14 protein-coding genes are annotated in these 18,452 nt (G+C 72.7%); 11 read left to right on the top strand and 3 right to left on the bottom strand.

Features of this window, described 5'->3' with window-relative positions:
* Positions 1 to 142: 142 nt before the first annotated feature.
* On the top strand, positions 143 to 1,015 hold the full coding sequence (locus tag CV755_RS32675) for a slipin family protein (RefSeq protein WP_241561541.1): 873 nt from the start codon (positions 143 to 145) through the stop codon (positions 1,013 to 1,015).
* A 274-nt stretch (positions 1,016 to 1,289) separates the two neighbouring features.
* A complete protein-coding gene (locus CV755_RS32670; protein WP_241561540.1) occupies positions 1,290 to 2,255 on the top strand; it encodes a S1 family peptidase in 966 nt (321 codons plus the stop codon).
* A 98-nt stretch (positions 2,256 to 2,353) separates the two neighbouring features.
* Here CV755_RS32670 and CV755_RS32665 read toward each other — a convergent pair whose 3' ends face one another.
* Both CV755_RS32665 and CV755_RS32660 read right to left on the bottom strand, forming a co-directional pair.
* Positions 2,354 to 2,797 carry a subtilase-type protease inhibitor gene (locus CV755_RS32665; protein ID WP_109284438.1) on the bottom strand — a complete coding sequence of 148 codons (444 nt, stop codon included), beginning with the start codon at positions 2,795 to 2,797 and terminating at the stop codon, positions 2,354 to 2,356.
* A gap of 496 nt (positions 2,798 to 3,293) precedes the next feature.
* Positions 3,294 to 4,334 (bottom strand): DUF3533 domain-containing protein, encoded by a 1,041-nt coding sequence (locus CV755_RS32660; RefSeq protein ID WP_109284436.1) that lies wholly within the window; start codon positions 4,332 to 4,334, stop codon positions 3,294 to 3,296.
* A gap of 161 nt (positions 4,335 to 4,495) precedes the next feature.
* Here CV755_RS32660 and CV755_RS32655 point away from each other — a divergent pair, with 161 nt between their 5' ends.
* The 3 genes from CV755_RS32655 (at position 4,496) to CV755_RS32645 (ending at position 10,058) form a co-directional block, all read left to right on the top strand.
* A complete protein-coding gene (locus CV755_RS32655) occupies positions 4,496 to 8,011 on the top strand; it encodes a DNA polymerase III subunit alpha (protein WP_109284434.1) in 3,516 nt (1,171 codons plus the stop codon).
* Positions 8,008 to 8,997, top strand: a complete 990-nt coding sequence (locus CV755_RS32650; protein ID WP_109284517.1) for a DNA polymerase Y family protein — start codon at positions 8,008 to 8,010, stop codon at positions 8,995 to 8,997. Before CV755_RS32655 ends, CV755_RS32650 begins: the two co-directional genes overlap by 4 nt.
* 179 nt (positions 8,998 to 9,176) lie before the next feature.
* Positions 9,177 to 10,058, top strand: coding sequence for an alpha/beta hydrolase (locus tag CV755_RS32645; protein ID WP_109284432.1), 882 nt, complete (start codon positions 9,177 to 9,179; stop codon positions 10,056 to 10,058).
* A 14-nt stretch (positions 10,059 to 10,072) separates the two neighbouring features.
* On the opposite strand, the gene CV755_RS32640 is transcribed toward CV755_RS32645, so the two are convergent.
* Positions 10,073 to 10,852 (bottom strand): GntR family transcriptional regulator, encoded by a 780-nt coding sequence (locus CV755_RS32640; RefSeq protein ID WP_109284515.1) that lies wholly within the window; start codon positions 10,850 to 10,852, stop codon positions 10,073 to 10,075.
* 383 nt (positions 10,853 to 11,235) lie between these two features.
* Between CV755_RS32640 and CV755_RS32635 the strand changes: the two genes are divergently transcribed.
* From CV755_RS32635 to CV755_RS32610, 6 genes are all read left to right on the top strand, one after another.
* Positions 11,236 to 11,739 (top strand): ribonuclease FAU-1 family protein, encoded by a 504-nt coding sequence (locus CV755_RS32635; RefSeq protein WP_241561539.1) that lies wholly within the window; start codon positions 11,236 to 11,238, stop codon positions 11,737 to 11,739.
* A 181-nt stretch (positions 11,740 to 11,920) separates the two neighbouring features.
* Positions 11,921 to 13,138, top strand: a complete 1,218-nt coding sequence (locus tag CV755_RS32630; protein WP_109284428.1) for an ATP-grasp domain-containing protein — start codon at positions 11,921 to 11,923, stop codon at positions 13,136 to 13,138.
* Entirely contained in the window at positions 13,135 to 14,886 is a 1,752-nt protein-coding gene (locus CV755_RS32625; RefSeq protein ID WP_109284426.1) for an IucA/IucC family protein, read from the top strand. Before CV755_RS32630 ends, CV755_RS32625 begins: the two co-directional genes overlap by 4 nt.
* The gene (locus tag CV755_RS32620; protein ID WP_109284424.1) at positions 14,883 to 16,571 is read left to right on the top strand and encodes an IucA/IucC family protein; all 1,689 of its coding nucleotides are present in this window, start codon (positions 14,883 to 14,885) and stop codon (positions 16,569 to 16,571) included. The genes CV755_RS32625 and CV755_RS32620 overlap by 4 nt, the downstream gene beginning before the upstream one ends.
* Positions 16,565 to 17,728 carry a type III PLP-dependent enzyme gene (locus tag CV755_RS32615; RefSeq protein ID WP_193553527.1) on the top strand — a complete coding sequence of 388 codons (1,164 nt, stop codon included), beginning with the start codon at positions 16,565 to 16,567 and terminating at the stop codon, positions 17,726 to 17,728. Before CV755_RS32620 ends, CV755_RS32615 begins: the two co-directional genes overlap by 7 nt.
* Before the next feature lie 31 nt (positions 17,729 to 17,759).
* Positions 17,760 to 18,395, top strand: coding sequence for a hypothetical protein (locus CV755_RS32610; RefSeq protein WP_109284422.1), 636 nt, complete (start codon positions 17,760 to 17,762; stop codon positions 18,393 to 18,395).
* Positions 18,396 to 18,452 lie beyond the last annotated feature (57 nt).

Raw genomic sequence — 18,452 nt, 5'->3', positions numbered from 1 at the left:
CGCCCCGCAGGGGCGTGCCCACCCACACACCGTAAGCCGACGTAACAGATAGCCACCCCCGGACCCCGACACGGGGCTCGACCCACTCCCTCCACCGTCATACCGTGGACGTATCACCCTTCGTATGACGTAGGGGGCCGTGATGGTCGAAGACCTGATCGTGGCGCTGATCGCGGCCGCAGCCGCCGGCACCGCATATCTGCTGGCCGCGGCCCGAGTGGTCAAGCAGTACGAGCGCGGCGTGGTACTGCGCCTGGGGCGCCTGCGCCCGCAGATCCGCCCACCCGGATTCACCATGATCCTTCCCGGTGCTGACCGGCTGCGCAAAGTCAATATGCAGATCGTGACCATGCCCGTCCCCGCCCAGGAGGGCATCACCCGGGACAATGTGACCGTCCGGGTGGACGCCGTCGTCTACTTCAAGGTGGTGGACCCGGCCGAGGCCGTCATCCAGGTCGAGGACTACCGCTTCGCGGTCTCCCAGATGGCGCAGACCTCACTGCGCTCCATCATCGGCAAGAGCGACCTGGACGATCTGCTGTCCAACCGGGAAAAGCTCAACCAGGGCCTGGAGTTGATGCTGGACAGCCCGGCCATCGGCTGGGGCGTGCATATCGACCGGGTGGAGATCAAGGACGTTTCGCTGCCCGAGACCATGAAGCGCTCCATGTCCCGGCAGGCGGAGGCGGAGCGCGAGCGCCGGGCCCGGGTGATCAACGCCGATGCGGAGCTGATGGCCTCCAAGAAGCTGGCCGAGGCCGCGGCGACCATGGCCGAACAGCCCTCGGCGCTCCAACTGCGGCTGCTGCAGACCGTGGTGGCGGTCGCCGCCGAGAAGAACTCCACCCTGGTGCTGCCCTTCCCGGTGGAGCTGCTGCGCTTCCTGGAACGCTCCCAGGGCGGTACCGCGCCGCCGCCCTCCCCCGCCCGGGAGCCAGAGGTGCCGGAAGCCGCTCACCGTAAGGAAGTCGAGGGCGAACCGGCCGAGGGCGAGACCATGACCGGACTGGCCTGACCGGCCCGGTCGCCGGGCCCCCTTGCCCCAAGCCCCGCGCCCCGCGCGGGGCTTACTCATGTCAAAACGGGCGTGCCGCGCGTGACGGGGGCGCATGCATGGCCATACGCGCGATAGGAAGTCGCCCTTGTGCACCCCCTGGCCCGGTCGGGACACTCGGACCCACAACTTGGCATGGACGCGACCTCCTACCGGGGGTGCGGCTGTGTCGTTCGTCCTCCGGGAACGTCCAGGCCACCCGCCCGGGCCCCCGACCCCCAATGGAGGTGCCGAGTTGAAGATCTTCCCCGCCGGCTTCCTTTCCCGCTTTCCTTCCCGCTTCCCCTTCCCGGTACGGGCCGCGCTGACCGGCGTGGCCGCGGCCGCGCTGGGCGCGCTGGCGCTCACCCCGCAGGCGGCCGGCGCCGCCCCGTCCCCGGCCCGTACCTCCGCCACCGCCACCCGGCAGACCGCCGGGCAGGCGCTGACCCGGCTCGCCTCGGCCCGGCGCGCCCTGGACACCGAGGCCGCCATCCCCGGCACCGCCTGGGTGGCCGATCCGGCGGCCGGCCGGCTGGTGGTCACCGCCGACCCCACGGTCACCGGCGCCCGGATGGCCCGGCTGAAGCGGGTCACGGCCCGGCTGGGGGACACCGTGCTGGTGCGCAGAACCACCACCCGGCTGAGCAGGCTGCTGGCCGGCGGCGACGCCATCTGGGGTGAGCAGGCGCGCTGTTCGGCCGCCTTCAATGTGGTCAAGGACGGACAGCCCTACTTCCTGACCGCCGGCCACTGCGGCGACGCGGTGCCGGTCTGGTCGCAGACCCGCGGCGGCCCGCCGGAGGCGCGGACCGCCGACTCGGTCTTCCCGGGCCACGATTACGCCCTGGCCCGGTATACGGCACCGGTGGACCACCCGAGCGCGGTGCGGCTGTCCGGCGGGCGCCTGCAGAAGATCGACCGGGCCGGTCAGCCGCGCCTGGGGGAGCGGGTGTGGCGCAGCGGCTCCACCACCGGGGTGCACGAGGGCCGGATCACCGGCCTGGACGCCACCGTCAACTACCCCGAGGGGCGGGTGGACGGGCTGATCAAGACCGATATCTGTGCCGAGCCCGGGGACAGCGGGGGCCCGCTCTTCGACGGTGACCTCGCGCTGGGAATCACCTCCGGCGGAAGTGGCAACTGCGTGCTGGGCGGGGAGACTTACTACCAGCCGGTGACCGGGGCGCTGAAGGCGTACGGGGCGAGTATCCTGCCCTGACCGCCCCGCCTCCCGGGGCCGCCCTGGACCGCGGCCCCCGGACACACCTCCACGGTGTCCGGGGGCCGCTCTCATGACCGGGGTGCGTAGCCGGCCGCTCAGAACGAGAAGACGGTGCTCTTCGCCGCCTTGGCCATGCAGGGATTGCCGAAGGTGTGGCTGTAGTTGACCCGCTGGCCCTCCCAGACGCCGGTCGCCGTCACGGTGACCGGGTTCCACTCCTTGGTGCAGTAGGTGCCGGCCTTGGTGGCGGTGAGCTCGTCGAACTTGCCGTCGGCCTGGCGCAGTTGGGCGCAGGCGTCGCGGGCGTCCGGGTGAGTGCCGCTGGGCGTGGGCATACAGCTCAGCGTCACCGCGCGCTGAATGCCGGCGGAGGCCGAGTCGCCCTGGCCGATGGTCAGTACCAGCGCTGAGGGCGCGTACAGGCTGTGCTGTGCCGCGGGCTTGGGCGCGGGCGCGGCGGTGGCCATCGTCCCGGCCGCCACCAGGCTGCCCAGGGCCAGTGCGGACCCCAGTGCGATCCCCCCAGTGATGTACCGCATTCCGAACACTCCCTTGTTCGTGGGTGCAGATTCCGGACGGAAGTCTTGCTCAACCCGTGCATGAATGCACATGGATCGCTCACTTTTAGTCGCCAAGTGAAAGCACGGGGTAATGGCGTGAATCGATGCCAGCAGAGCGGCCCGCGGGGGAGGGAGGGGATCCGGGGCCGGCCGGATGCCCGGTTTGGCAGGGAGGCCGGGGACTCCATGTTTCGGGAGTGTTGACCAGCGGGGATTTCGTGTGAGCGATGTGTAAAGACCGTGCGCACCTTGGGAACGATGTTTTAAGGGCCCGCCGGACCGCGGGTTGATACGGACGACACGCCGGGAGCGGCCCCGGCCCCCAACAGGCCGGAAATCGCCTTCCGTTGAGCCGGCACACCACTCTCAGGTGGTCGGGAACCGCCCCGGTAATGGCCGAAGAGTGGCCATCCCGACCGTTCGGTCGGGGAGTTGGAGCGCTCGCCGTCCCTCCCTCTCACCCCTCCCGCCCCCCTCACTCCTCCCGGTCGTTGTGGAAGACGGCCTCCCGGAAGACTGCACAGGCGAAGGTCACCACCGTGCCGGCCACCGCCCAGGCGGAGAGCACCAGCAGCGGGCCGGTGAGCGCATTGCCCCGGAAGTAGGCGATGGAACGGGCCGACCAGGTGCCCGCCCCCGGCGGCAGCGCCGGGCCGATGGCCCGCCAGAACGGCGGCAGCAGGGGATAGGGATAGGCGCCGCCCGCACTGGGGTTGCCCAGCACCACCACCAGTGCGATGGCCAGCCCGATGCCCACGATCCCGGCCAGGCCCTGCAGGGCCAGGGTCAGCGCGCCGACCGCGAACACCACCAGGGCGCCCAGCCCCCACAGGGCCGGGACGCTGCCCGGCAGCGCGCCCAGCACCGGCCCGGCGATCACCGTGCCCAGCAGCCCGGAGGCGATGGCATAGAGCGCCAGCGCGGCCAGCCGGATGACCGCGCGATGGGTGTTGACCGGGCGGGCGCCCGCGCTGATGGCCAGGATGGCGGCGCACAGATAGCCGCCCACGCACCAGCCCACCACCAGGTAGAAGGCGGTCAGCCCACGGGAGTCGCCGGCCGCCTGGGGGGCCACGTCGATGACCTTCACGGTGCGGTGCTCGGCCGCCTCGGCCCGGGTCACCACCGCCTCGGCGGCCTGGGCCAGCGAGGCACCGGCGCCGCCGGCCACCAGCAGGGTGTCGGCGGTGCCGCGCGGATCGACCACCAGGGCTGCGTCCAGCTCCCGCTCGCGGATCTTCCGTACCGCCGCCGCCCGGTCGTCCACCGTCTGCGGGTCCAGCGGGGTGCCGGGCAGGGCGCCCAGCTTCTCCCCGACCTCCTCCGCGATCTGCCGGGGGGCCACGCCCAGGCTGATGTCCCTGGGCACGGGGTGGTGGAAGGCGCCCACATAGGAGGTGATGAACGCCAGGTGCAGCACCAGGGCGCCGATCACCAGCAGCGCGGCGCGGCCGGTCACCGCGCTGCGTACCTCCCGGACGAAGGACCGCGGCATCCCCGCGGAGGTGTCGGCCATACCAAGAGCCTGCGGGGCCGGGCCGCCGCCCGCAGGCGCTCAGGGCCGTCCGGGCGACTCGAATCGAACATTTGAATAGTACGAGCGTTCGAAAATGTGGTTTATGGTGGAGGCACGAAGGGCGAAAACCAGCCAGGGGGTGTGCGGCAGCAGGAGGTGCGATGGCGGGATTTACCCATCTGCGCACCGCGTCGGGCTTCTCGATGCGGTACGGGGCCGCGCACCCGGAACTGCTGGCCCAGCGTGCCGCGGAGCGGGGCATGGACGCCCTCGCCCTCACCGACCGGGACACCCTGGCCGGATCGGTGCGCTTCGCCCGTGCCGCGGCCAAGGCCGGGATACGCCCGCTGTTCGGCGTGGATCTGGCACTGGCCCGTCCGGTCCCGGAGCGGCCGGCGCACCGGCGCACCCCGGTGCGCGGCGGGGCCTTCATCGACGAGTCCGCGCCCCGCGCCCTCTTCCTCGCCCGGGACGGCGCCCTGGGCTGGGCCGCGCTGTGCGGCCTGGTCACCGCCGCGCACTCGGACGCCTCCGGCGGCGGTACGGGGGAGACGGGCGCGCCCCACGCCGCCACGGCGGGCCACCGCTCCGGCGGCCGCCCCGAACTCCCCTGGCATGAGCTGGCCGCCGCCGCGGCCGGCCCCCGCCCCCCGGTGATCGTCCTGCTGGGCGCCGGCTCCGAGGCCGGCCGGGCGCTGGCCGCCGGCCGCCCCGACCGGGCGGAGAGGCTGCTGGCCCCCTGGCGGGAACTGTTCGGTGACGCCCTGCGCCTGGAGGTGGTCTGCCATGGCCGCCCCGGCACCGGCCCCGGCTCGCTGCGGCTGGCCGCCCGTACTCTCGGCTTCGCCGCCGAGCAAGGGGTGACCGCCGTCCTCAGCAACGCCGTGCGCTATGCCGACCCCGGCCAGGGGCCGGTGGCCGATGTGCTGGACGCCGCCCGCCGGCTGGTCCCCATCGACACCCGCAACCCCCAGAACCTGGACGGCGGAGAGCGCTGGCTGAAGGACCCGGCGGCCATGACCGCCCTCGCCGGGCGGATCGCCGAGGCCGCCGGGCTGGGCCGCGACGCCGCCCGCCGGCTGCTCGACGACACCGCGGGCACCGCCGCCGAATGCCAGGTGGACCCCGAGGACCATATCGGCCTGGGCTCCGTCCACTTCCCCGAACCGAGCCTGGTGGGCGCCGCGCACCGCACCGCCGACCGGGTGCTGCGCTCCCGCTGCACCGCCGCCATGGTGCTGCGCGGCTATGACCGCGACCGCCGCCACCGGCAGCGGCTGGAGGAGGAGCTGGAGATCATCGCCCGGCGCGGCTTCGCCTCCTACTTCCTCACCGTCGCCCAGGTCGTGGACGACACCCGCGCGCTGGGCATCCGGGTCGCCGCCCGGGGCTCCGGCGCCGGCTCGCTGGTCAACCATCTGCTGGGCATCGCCCATGCCGACCCGGTGGAACAGGGCCTGCTGATGGAGCGCTTCCTGTCCGTCCGGCGGGCCGCCCTGCCCGATATCGACATCGATGTGGAGTCCGCCCGCCGGCTGGACGTCTACCGGGCGATCTTCGACCGCTTCGGCGCCCGGCGGGTGGCCACCGTCTCCATGCCCGAGACCTACCGGGTGCGGCACGCCATCCGCGATGTGGGCGCCGCACTGGGCATGCCACCGGCCCAAGTGGACCGGCTGGCCAAGGCGTTCCCGCACATCCGGGCCCGGGACGCCCGGGCCGCCCTGGCCGAACTCCCCGAACTGCGCGGCGTGGCCCGGGAGGAGCACGGCCGGCTGTGGGAACTGGTGGAAGCGCTGGACGGGCTGCCGCGCGGCATCGCCATGCACCCCTGTGGCGTCCTGCTCTCCGACACCACCCTGCGCGCCCGCACCCCCATCGTGCCCAGCAGTGCCGAGGGCTTTCCGATGTCCCAGTTCGACAAGGACGATGTGGAGGAACTGGGCCTGCTCAAACTGGATGTACTGGGGGTACGCATCCAGTCCGCGATGGCGCACGCGGTGGCCGAGATCCGGCGCGCCACCGGCCGCCGGATCGACCTGGACGACCCCGCCGATGTACCGCCCGGCGACCGGCGCACCTATGAACTCATCCGCTCCACCGAGACCTTGGGCTGCTTCCAGATCGAATCGCCCGGCCAGCGCGACCTGATCGGCCGCCTCCAGCCGGAGACCTTCCATGACCTGGTGGTGGACATCTCGCTGTTCCGGCCCGGCCCGGTCGCCGCCGACATGGTGCGCCCGTTCATCGCCGCCCGGCACGGCAGGGCCCCCGTCCGGCTGCCGCACCCCGATCTGGCCGGGACCCTGGGCGAGACCTATGGCGTGGTGGTCTTCCATGAGCAGATCATCGAGATCCTGCGCATCATGACCGGCTGCGACCGGGGCTTCGCCGACGAGACCCGGCGCGCGCTGTCCAACCCCGAACTCCTGGGCCGGGTAAGGGCCTGGTTCGCGGCCCGTACCGCCGAGCGCGGCTACAGCCCCCAAGTGGCCCGCCGCACCTGGGAGGTCATCGAAGCCTTCGGCAGCTATGGCTTCTGCAAGGCGCACGCGGTGGCCTTCGCGGTGCCCACCTATCAGTCGGCCTGGCTCAAGGCCCACCACCCGGCCGCCTTCTACGCCGGGCTGCTCACCCATGACCCGGGGATGTACCCCAAGCGGCTGCTGCTGGCGGACGCCCGGCGGCGCGGGGTGCCGATCCTGCCGCTGGACGTCAACCGCTCCGACACCGCCTATCGAATCGAACTGGTGTCTGGGAAGTGGGGGCTGCGGCTGGCCCTCTCCGAGGTGCACGGCATCAGCGAGGCCGAGGCCGCACGCATCACCGCGGGCCGCCCCTACACCTCGCTGGCCGACCTCTGGCGGCGCGCCCATCCCTCCCGTCCGGTCGCCGAACGCCTGGCCAGGGTAGGGGCGTTGGACGACTTCGGCACCAACCGCCGGGACCTGCTGCTGCACATCGCCGAGCTGCACCGCCACCACCAGCACGGCCCCGCCCAGCCCACCCTGGTGGACAGCGCCCGCGCCGAACCGCTGGGCCTGCCCGACCTGGACGACAGGGAACGGCTGGGCGCCGAGCTCCAGGTGCTGGGCATGGACACCTCCCGCCATCTGATGTCCGACCACCGGGCCTTCCTCACCGAGCTGGGCGCCATCCCCGCCAAGCGGCTGAGCGAGCTACGGCACGGCGAGACCGTCCTGGTCGCGGGCGCCAAGGTGGCCACCCAGACGCCGCCGGTCCGCTCCGGCCGGCGGGTGGTCTTCACCACCCTCGACGACGGCACCGGCCTGGTGGACTGCGCCTTCTTCGACGACTCCCACGAGGCCTGTGCGCACACCGTCTTCCACTCCTGGCTGCTGCTGGTGCGCGGAGTGCTCCAGCGGCGCGGCCCGCGCAGCCTCAGCGTGGTCGGCGCGACCGCCTGGAACCTGGCCGAACTCACCGAACTGCGGCGCCACGGCGGCCTGGAGGCGGTGGCCGCGGTACTGGCCGGACCGGCCGCCGAGCCCGCCACCGCCGGAGCAGCCACCGCCGGGCCCGCCGCGGCCGTACAGCGCCGGATCAACCTGCCCACCGGCTACCGCATGCACCCCTGGGCGGACCTGCGCCCCGCGGGCGAGGGAACCGCCACCGGGCGCAAGCTGTGGCACGCCAGCCCCGGGAGCGCGGGATGACCGTTCTCTACGCACACTTCCACCCCGTCTCCGGCGGCGCCCTCGCCGAGGAGACCTATGACGGGCTGCTCGCCCTGCTCACCGAGGTGACCCCGGTGGTGCAGGCGCTGCCGCCGGACGCCGCGCTGCTGGACGTCCGGGGCGCCACCCGCTACTTCGGCCATGACCCGGCCGGGCTGGCCACCCTGCTCAGGGTGCGCGCGCTGGCCCGTTACGAGACCGACTGCACCGTCGGGGTCGCCGCCAACCCGATGCTGGCCCGGATGGCCGCCCACGACGGGCCGCCCGGAGCGGTGCGCACCCTGCCCGACGACCCGGAGCGAGTGGCCGCCTTCCTGGCCCGCAAGCCGGCCGCCGCGCTGTACGGGGTGGGCCCCGCCACCGCCCGTACCCTGTGCTCCTACGGCCTGGACAGCGTGGGCCGGATCGCCGCCGCGCCACCGGCCGTCCTCCAGCGCATCCTGGGCGCGGCCCAGGGCCGCCGGATCTGGGAACGCGCCCATGGCATCGACCCCACCCCGGTCACCCCCGACGCCCGCGCTCGCTCCATGGGTGCCGAACACCGCTTCACCACCGATGAGCTGGACGCCGCCTACCGCCGCCGGGCGCTGCTGGCGCTGGCCGACGGCCTGGGCGCCCGGCTGAGGGAGAGCGGACAGGTGGCCCGCGGCCTGACCCTCACCGTCCGCTACGCCGATGGCTCGGCCACCACCCGTAGCCGGACCTTCACCGAACCCACCGCCCACACCCCGGTGTTGACCGCCACCGCCTATGCCCTGCACAACGCGCTCGGCCTGCAACGGGCCCGGGTACGCGCGGTGGCGCTGCGCGCGGAGGGGCTGGGCGGCGCCGAACTGGCCGTCCACCAGCTGACCTTCGACGAGGCCGATGACAAGGCGCGCCGGGTGGAGGCGGCGGTGGACCGTGCCCGGGCCCGCTTCGGCAATGGCGCGGTGGGCCCCGCGGCCACCCTGGACGTGGCCTGAGAACCGGCGGGAAGCGTGGCCGGAAAAGGTGTGCCGCGCTTATTGACGCGCCGGTAACCTTCCCGCAATCTTACTGACACGTAAGTTGATGTCGCGTCAACTCCCGGGCCGGGCCAGCCCATTACCGCTTCTGCCGCGCCGTGCCCGCACTCCCTCACCCCCACCTGCGAGGTACCCCCATGCCCAAATCCGGGAGAGCCCTGCGCGCTCTTCTCTCCCTGCTGCCCGCCCTGGCCCTGCTCCTCGCCCTGGGCGCCGCCGCTCCCGCCGCCAACGCCGCTTCCGCCCGCGCCAGGGTTGTCAGCAGCGGCTGGAATGACTACTCCTGCAAGCCGTCGGCCGCCCATCCCCGTCCGGTGGTCCTGGCCCATGGCACGGCGGGCAATTCCGTGGACAACTGGCTGCTGCTCGCCCCATACCTGGTCAACCGCGGCTACTGCGTCTTCTCCCTGGACTACGGTCAGCTGCCCGGAGTGCCGTTCTTCCACGGCCTCAACTCCGTGGAGCGGTCCTCGCACCAGCTCTCGGACTTCGTCGACAAGGTCCGCTCCGCCACCGGAACCGGAAAGGTGGACCTGGTCGGCCACTCCCAGGGCGGCGGTCTGATGCCGCGCTACTACCTCAACTTCCTGGGCGGCGCCGCCAAGGTGAACTCACTGGTGGGAATCGCCCCCAGCAACCATGGCACCAGCCTCTCCGGCCTGGTCAACCTGATGGACCTGCTCGGCGCCCGCCAGGCCGTGCACGACCTGGCGCCCGGCCTCACCGACCAGGCCTTCGGTTCGCCCTTCCTCAAGAAGCTGAACTCGGTCCCCGACACGGTGCCCGGCGTCCGCTACACCACCATCGTCACCCGCTACGACGAGATCGTCACGCCCTACCGGCAGCAGTTCCTCTCCGGCCCGAATGTACGCAATATCGTCCTCCAGGACCTCTGCGCCATCGACCTCTCCGAGCATGTGACCATCGGCACCACCGACCGCATCGTCGCCCATGAGGTGGCCAACGCCCTCGACCCCGGGCATGCCACCCCCACCAACTGCCTGTCCGCGGTGAGTTGACGGCACCGGGCGGGTCAGCTGGGCGAGAGGCCGTACTCCAGCTCGCTCAGATGGCCCGCCTTGGCCATCACCGAGACCTCCACCGGCCGTTCACCGTCGGAGTAGACCACCCGGAAGGTACGCAGCACCGGAAGATCGGTGGGCATCTCCAGGGCGGCGTACTGCTCCTGGGTGGCCATCCGGGCGGTGACCCGGTCCACACAGCGGCGCGGGGGATAGCCCAACTCGGCCAGCAGGGTGGGCGTTCCGCCCCGGATCCGGCGGCGCTCCATGATGGCGGTGCCCCGGACGATGTCCAACGGGTAGAAGGACTCGACCAGTTCCACCGGCTCCTCGTCGAACAGCGTGATCTGCGAGCGTCTGAGGGCGGTGGCGCTGCGGGCGATGTTCATCGCGGCCGCCACATCGGCCGGCGGCCGTACCTCGCCCACCTCCAGCAGCCTGCTGCGGGCCTGAAGCCCGCGCCGCAGCGCCTCCTGGAGCCAGCGGGCGGGATCCCCCGGCGCGGCGGGCCCGATCAGCGATTCGGGCCGGAAGGTGTGCTGGCGGTGCGCCCGGACCGTGACGGCGGAACCGGGCCGCCCCACCACCAGACCCTCCGCCTTGAGCACCTGCAGGGCCTTCTGCACCGTGGCGTTGGAGGCGTTGAAGCGGTCCCTGAGCTGCTGGGTGGAGGGAAGGTTGCCGCCCGGGGGAAGCTCGCCGGACATGATCTCGTCCCTGAGGTCCGCCGCGATGCGCTCATGGAGCGACCGCCTGTCGGGCGCGTTTCCGTCTGCCTTGGGCACAGTGATCCGACCTTTGAATTCAGCGGTACTCGACGACCCCGGCGACGTCGGGCCGGACGGATGTCTGCAGCACCCACCCGGCCGCGCGCCGGGGTCCCGCATCGCCTTCCCACACCGTGAAGTTCGGCGATGCCCGGTCAGCGTACGGCTTCTTCCCGCCCCGCGGGTCACACTTGCCGGGTCCCGTCAGGCTTGCGGGCGTTGCCCGGAGCACACGTTGACGAACGCGGCCGCCAAGTCGCCCTTCCCGTGGGGCGGTCGGGCTGCCCCGGCCGCCCCGAAAACCTCAGCAAACCTCTGAAGACCTCTGAAAACCGATGGCCCCCGCCCCGGCCCGGAAGGCACACTTCCGCGGTTGTGCAACGACTGCGGAGGGATCGGAAATGTCCATGACCGGGATAAGGCTGCGGCCCGGCCGCGAGGTGAGCGTGCGCCTGGTGAAGGGGGAACGCCCGGCGGTGTGTTATCCGGCGACCGTGGTCGCCGACGACGGGGTGCATCTGGTGCTGCGGGCCGCCTGGGCCAAGCCCACCGCCACCGACTTCGGGGTCGTCCGGTTCGAACCGGGCGATGTGCTGACCGAGCACTACTGGCGCGACCGCTGGTACTCGGTCAAGGAGGTGCGGGACGCGGCCGGCACCCTCAAGGGCTGGTACTGCGATGTCACCCGGCTGCCGGCCGTGGGACCGGAGGGCCTGGTCACCGAGGACCTGGACCTGGACCTCTGGCTGTCGGCCGACGGAGGGACCGTACTGCGCCTGGACGAGGACGAGTTCGCCGCCAGCGGGCTGGCCGAGCGGGACCCCATGGCCGCCTCCCGGGCCGAGCGGGCCCTGGACGAGCTGGAAATCCTGGCTCGCTCGGGGGAGTTGACCGCCATGCTGTCGGGTTGACGGCATAGCCGGGCATTAACCACAAAGCATAGAAGGAGAATTGACAAGGTAAGCCTGACCTAACCTAGGGTCCTCCCTGTGGCCGCGCCCGCAGAGAATCCCGTGCCGTTGCACGCCATAGCCATCGGTGCTGCGATCCCAAGAGTGGGACCACTGACCGCCGCGCCCCGAAAGGCATGATGTGCAACGGCTTCATCTCCTCGCGCTCAACCCCACCGACTCCGTCACCGAGGGCTTTCTGCCCGCCGCCGCCCGCCTCGGCCTGGCCGTCACCCTGCTCACCGACCGGCCCGCCGCACACCGCCGGGCATACCGCGGTGCCCCGCCGCCCGGACTGGAGATCCTGCACTGTGACGTCCGTGACTTCCGCGAGGTCATCGGACGGATCTCGGCCCTGGGCCCGCCCCCCGACGCGGTGTTCTCCAACAGCGACCACCTCCAGACCCAGACCGCCCTGGCCGCCGCCTACTTCCGGCTCCCCGGCAAGGACTGGCGCTCCGCCCTGCACACCAAGAACAAGGCCCAGCTGCGGCGCGCCCTGGCCACGGCCGGACAGGACACCGTCCGCTTCGCCGAACTCCCGCCGGACCGCGACCCCGAGGACCTGCTGGACGAGGTCCTGGCGGAAGTCCCCTTCCCCTGTGTGGTCAAACCACGCGAGGGCGTGGCCAGCGAGGATGTGGTGCTGGTGGAGGAGCCCGCCCGCTTCGCCGAGCGGTGCGCCGCCATCCGGGAACGCCGCCCGGGAGAGGCGCTGATCGCCGAGGAGTATCTGGACGGGCCGCTGTTCACCCTGGAGACCCTGGGCGACGGCCGTACCCTGCACACCCTGGGCTCCTTCCGCACCCATCTCTCCCCGCCGCCGTACTTCACCGAACGCCGCCTGGACCTGCTGCCCCAGCCCCAACAGCCGTACGCCGCCCAGGTGCTGGCGCAACTGCGCGCCCTGGGCGTGGGCTTCGGCGCCTGCCACACCGAGTACACCGTGCACCGGGGACGGGCCCGGCTGATCGAGGTCAACTACCGGGCCATCGGCGACCATTGCGACCTGGCGCTCGCCCAGGCCCTGCGGCTGCCGCTGTTCGAGCACATCCTGGGCGTCCACCTCGGCCGGCCCCTGCCCGCCCGGCTCGGTGCGCACTCCGGGGGACGGGTACGTATCGAGTATGTGTGCGCCGAGCGCGGCGGCACCCTGCGCACCGCGCCCGGCCCCAGCGACACCCGGAGCGATGGCGTCCGCCTGGTCTACCGGCCGCTGCGCCAGACCGGCGAGCGCCATCCGCTCTATCGCACCAACCGCGACTACCTGGGCGTGATCCGGGCCACCGGCACCGACCAGGGCCGGATCGACCGGGCCGTCCAGGGCTTCCTGGCGTCCCGCAGGTGGGAGATCCGATGACCGCGCCCGACCCGGTGGAGCGGGAACTGCTCACCCGCGTCCTGGACGCCCTGTTGCGCGAGGACGCCTACCGGCTACGGCGCACCGCCCGCACCGAACACCACCCGGACGGCGACTGGCTGCGGCTGGCCGTCCCCGGCGGCGCCCGGCTGCCGGTGGAGCCGGACGGCTTCCAGTGCGAAGTACGCGTCCGCCGGCCGCTGCTGGCCACCGACGACGGCACCGCCGTCACCGGGCTGCGCCCGGTACTGGAACGGCTGCGCCCGGTGGTAGCCGCCCAGGACCGGCCCGGCTTCGAGGACTTCGCCGCCGAGTGCGCGGCGGAACTGGCGGTGCGCCGAGTGCACCGGGGCGCCCGGCGCGAGGTCACCGAGCGGCTGGCCCTCGCCTATGGCCCGGCCGCAGCCGACTGGACCGGCCCGCGCGGCGCCCTCGCCTATGACGCCCTGGCCGCCTTCCGTGACCACCCCGTCTACCCCACCGGCCACGCCCGCAATGGCCTCACCGAACCCGAACTCCGCCCCTACGCCCCCGAGTTCCACCGCGGCTTCGCACTGCGCTGGCTGCTGCTGCCCCGCCCGGCCGTGCACCGCGGCCCCGGCCCGCTGCCGCCCTGGTGGCCCACCCCGGCCCGGCTGGGCCTGCCCGGCGACCGGCACCGGCAGCTGGCCCTGCCCGTCCACCCGCTGACCGCCGGCGAGCCGCTGACCCGGGCCCTGAACGAAACCGGCCTGGCGGACACCGCCCGGCTCGCCCCCCGCCCCTGGCTGACGGCCCTGCCCACCCTCTCCATGCGCACCGTCGCCCTGGCCGGCGACCCCGCCACCCACCTCAAACTCCCGCTGGCCACCGCCACCTTGGGCCTGCGCAACCGGCGCACCATCAAACCCGGCACCCTGGACGACGGCGCCCTCGCCCAGCGCCTGCTGGAAACGGTCCTCGGCCGGGAACCGAGGTTCGCCTCCACCGTGCTGCTCGCCGATGAAGGCACCCACCTGGGCGCCGGCCATGAACTGCTGGCGGCCCTGGTCCGGCGGCTGCCCGGCGGACTGGAGCGGGCCCAAGTGGTGCCGGTCGCCGCCCTGCTGGCCCGTACCCCCGACGGCGGACTGGTGGCCGACGCCCTGGCCGGGCGCCACTACCACGGCAGCCTGCCCGCCCTGCTGGACGCCGCCCTGACCCTGCTGCTGGACTGGCACACCACCCTCTTCGGCTATGGCATCGCCCTGGAAGCCCACCAGCAGAACACCTCCCTGGTGCTGGACCGCGACCCGGCCGGCCGCACCCGGCTGCGGCTGCTGCTCAAGGACAACGACGGCCCCCGCATCAACTCCACCCGGCTGCTCTCCCGGCTGGGCGACCGGGCCGCCCCCCTGCTTGCCTTCGGCGACCGGCGGATCACGGTGGCGGACGACGGCCCGGTCGCCGATGTGTTCACCACCATCACCCTGCATCTGTGCGCCGGAGCGCTCGCCTTCGAACTGGACCGGCTGGGCCGGATACCCCTGGCGGTGGCCCTGCGCCGGATCCGCCAACGCCTGGAGCGGGCACTGAGCCGGATCCCGCCCGACGCCGCCGCCGTACTGCGCACCCGGGTGCTGGACGCCGACCGGCTGCCGGTCAAGGCGATGATCACCGCGGGCACGCTGCTCAGCAAGGAACGCTCCGGCGCCGCCGACATCAACAAACACTATGTGGACGGCCCGAATTACCTCCGCCACCCGCTCTCGCTGGAGCCGCCGCGATGATCCCCCCGTCCCTCACCGGTGCCGTCCTCTCCGCCGACCAGGCGGTGGCCCACACCCTGCTCAACTGCCTGCTGCGCGAGGTCTCCGGCCCCGAGCACCAGACCGCCGTCACCGGCGGGCGGCTGCTGCTGCGGCTGCCGCGCAGCGGCGTCCTGCTGAGCATCGCCCTGCGCCGGGTCTGCCTGATCGGCTCCCACCGCTTCACCGGCCCGGTCACTGCCCAGTCCGGCGACGGCAGTTGGGCGGAACTGCCCTGGCCCGCGCTGGCCGAGCGGATCCACCGCGAACTGGAACTGCGCACCGGGGTATGCAATGAGGAGTTCCTGGACCAGGTCGCCGCCAGCCACGCCGGGGTCAGCGCCGCCCTGGCCGCCCACGACCCCCAACGGCCCTCCGGCGACCCCTATCTGGACTCCGAACAGTCCCTGCTGCTCGGCCACCGCTTCCACCCCACCCCCAAGGCCCGCGGCGGCGACCCGGCCGACTGGCAGCGCTACGCGCCCGAGGCCCGCGCCCGCTTCCGCCTGCACCACCTGGCGGTACGCCGGGAACGAGTACGCCAGGCCGGAACGACGGCGCCCCTGGACCGCCAGGGCCCGGCCCCCGACGGCTATCTGCCGCTGCCCGTCCACCCCTGGCAGTACGCCATGCTGGCCGGGCACCCGGCGCTGCGCGCCGCCCTGCGCGGCGGCGAGGTGCTCGACCTCGGCCCGCGCGGCGGCGAGTTCGCCCCGACCGCCTCGGTGCGCACCCTCTATGACGGCCGCGACTTCCTCAAGTTCAGCCTCAATGTCCGCATCACCAACTGCCTGCGCAAGAACGCCGAATACGAACTGGCCGGAGCGGTGGCCCTGACCCGGCTGCTGGAACCGGTGGCCGCCGACCTGGCCACCCGCTTCCCCGGCACCGCCCTGCTGCGCGAACCGGGCTACCGCACCCTGGACCTGGGCTCCCGCGAACTCGCCGAGGGCTTCGGGGTGATCGTCCGCGATGGCCTGGCCGGCCACCTCACCCCCGGCCTGACCCCGCTGCTGGCCGCCGCCGTGGCCGACGAATACCCGCTCAGCGAAGCCCAGCTGGGCCGGCTGCCCGCCACCGCCCGCCCCCAGACGGCACTCGCCTGGTGGCAGCGCTACCTCCGGCTGCTGGTACCCCCCGTGCTGGCCGCCTACTTCGACCATGGCGTGGTCCTGGAGCCCCATCTGCAGAACGTCGTACTGGGCCTGGACGGCCGGGGCCTGCCCCGGCAGGTGCTCTTCCGCGACCTGGAGGGCACCAAGCTGCTGCCCGGCCACCATGCCGCCGCCCTGGCCGCGCTCCCGGAAGCCGTGGCCCGCGCCCTGGTCTACCAACCGTCCCGCGGCTGGGACCGGGTGGTCTACTGCCTGATCGTCAACCACCTCGCCGAGATGCTGGCCGCCCTCGCCGACCGGCACCCCACGCTGGAACCCCGGCTATGGGCGGCGGTACGCGCCGTACTCGCCCAGCGGGCGGCGGCCCATGGCGACCCGCCACAGCTGCGCGCCCTGATCGCCGGGGTGCCGCTGCCCGCCAAGGCCAATCTGCTCACCCGCTGGGCCCGCAAGGCCGACCGGGACGCGGACTATGTCCGTATCCCCTCACCACTGGCCTCGGAACTGCTGTCCGTCCTCGCCGCACCCCACTGGAGCACCGCCCCGTGCTGACCCCGCGCGCCGCGGCCACCGCCGCCGCCCTGCCCGCCACCCAACTCCCGGCCTACCTCTACGACCTGGCCGCCCTGGACGAGCACCTACGCGCCATACGATCCGCCCTCCCCGCCCCCGTCGAGCTCTACTACGCCGCCAAGGCCAACCCGGACCCGCAACTCTTGCGTGCTCTCGCCCCCCACCTCACCGGCCTGGAGGTCTCCTCCGGCGGCGAACTGGCCCATGCCCGCGCCACCGTCCCCGCCCTCCCGCTGGCCTTCGGCGGCCCAGGCAAGACCGAGGAGGAACTGCGGTCGGCCCTCCGCCCGGCAGTGGCCCGCTTCCATGTGGAGAGCCGTACCGAACTGCACCTACTGTCCCAACTGGCCACCACCCCCCTCGACATCCTGCTCCGGGTCAACCTGCCCGTACCCGGCACCGGCGACGCCGCCCTCACCATGGGCGGCCGCCCCACCCCCTTCGGCCTGGACCCCGATGCCGCCACGGCCTGTCTGCCCCTGCTGCGCGGCGGACCCCTGCGGCTGCGCGGCATTCACGCCCACCTGGCCAGCGGCCTGGACGCCCCGGCCCAGCTGGCCGTCTCGGCCCAAGTCCTCCACTGGACCGGACAGTTCGCCGCCCGCCACGCCCTGCACCTCACCGAGGTCAACCTGGGCGGCGGCATGGCCGTGGACTACTCCGACCCGCACACCCGCTTCGACTGGCCCGCCTATGGCAAGGGCCTGGCCCAACTCGCCCGCGCCCACCCCTCCTTCACCCTCCGCCTGGAACCCGGCCGCTCGCTGACCGCCTACTGCGGCTGGTATGTCACCGAGGTGCTGGACGTCAAGCACAGCCACGGCGAGGCATTCGCCGTCCTCCGCGGCGGCACCCACCATCTGCGCACCCCCGCCGCTCGCGGCCACGACCAGCCATTCACCGTCCTGCCGGTGGACAACTGGCCGCACCCCTGGGTACGTCCGGCCGCCATGGCCGAACCGGTCACCCTCACCGGCCAGCTGTGCACCCCACGTGACACCCTGGCCCGCCGGGTACCGGTGGCCTCGCTACGGGCCGGGGACCGGGTGGCCTTCGCCATGGCCGGGGCCTACGCCTGGAACATCTCCCACCATGGCTTCCTGATGCACCCGGCGCCGGCCTTCCACCACCTCTGAGCTGCGTATCCCTGCGGGTAGGCTGAGGGCCGTGAGATCGAAAATCATGCCACTGCTCATAGCGGGTTCACTTGCCCTGCTGGCCACCGGGTGCGGAAGCGACTCCGGCGGGAGCGAAGGCAGCGCCACGCCCAAGCCGGACGGCCCCGTGCTGCCGCAAAGGCTGGAGAAGCCGCCGGCCATGCCGGACGAGGACAAGGCGCAGCCGTCCCCGGCGGCCGATGCCTCGTTCAGTGAGAACCTCGCCTATGAACTGCGCCGCAAGACCCTGGACATGGCCAAGGCGCCGGGCAAGATCACGGCCAACTGCCCCGCGGACGTGAGCTCCAAGAGCGGAACGGTGGTGACCTGCAAGACCACCTATGAGGGTCTGGAGGTCGAGTGGTCGGTGAGGATCGGTGACAAGGCCGCCTTCTCCAACAACTATGTGGACTTCACGGCCACCCCGAAGCAGGGGATCCTCACCCGCGACGGCGTCGCCCGCCTGCTCTACGGCAACTACCGCGACAGCATCGACTACGCCCTGTGCAACAACATTCCCAAGGCCGTGCTGGTGCCCCTGGATGTGAAGTCCAAGTACGCCTGCGAGGTCGTTATGAAGGGAAAGCAGCCGACCGGCTACTCCGAGCCGGTACGGGCCACCGACGCCGGACCGCGGTCCTTCTGACCACCGCGGCGCTACGGCCGGTTGCTGCCCAGCATCGACCACAGCGCATAGGCGAAG

This window comes from Streptomyces orinoci (genome assembly GCF_003121295.1).
In the GTDB taxonomy this organism is placed as follows: domain Bacteria; phylum Actinomycetota; class Actinomycetes; order Streptomycetales; family Streptomycetaceae; genus Streptomyces; species Streptomyces orinoci.
The sequence above is the reverse complement of the archived record's forward strand: the minus strand, read 5'-3'. Positions and strand labels throughout refer to the sequence as shown.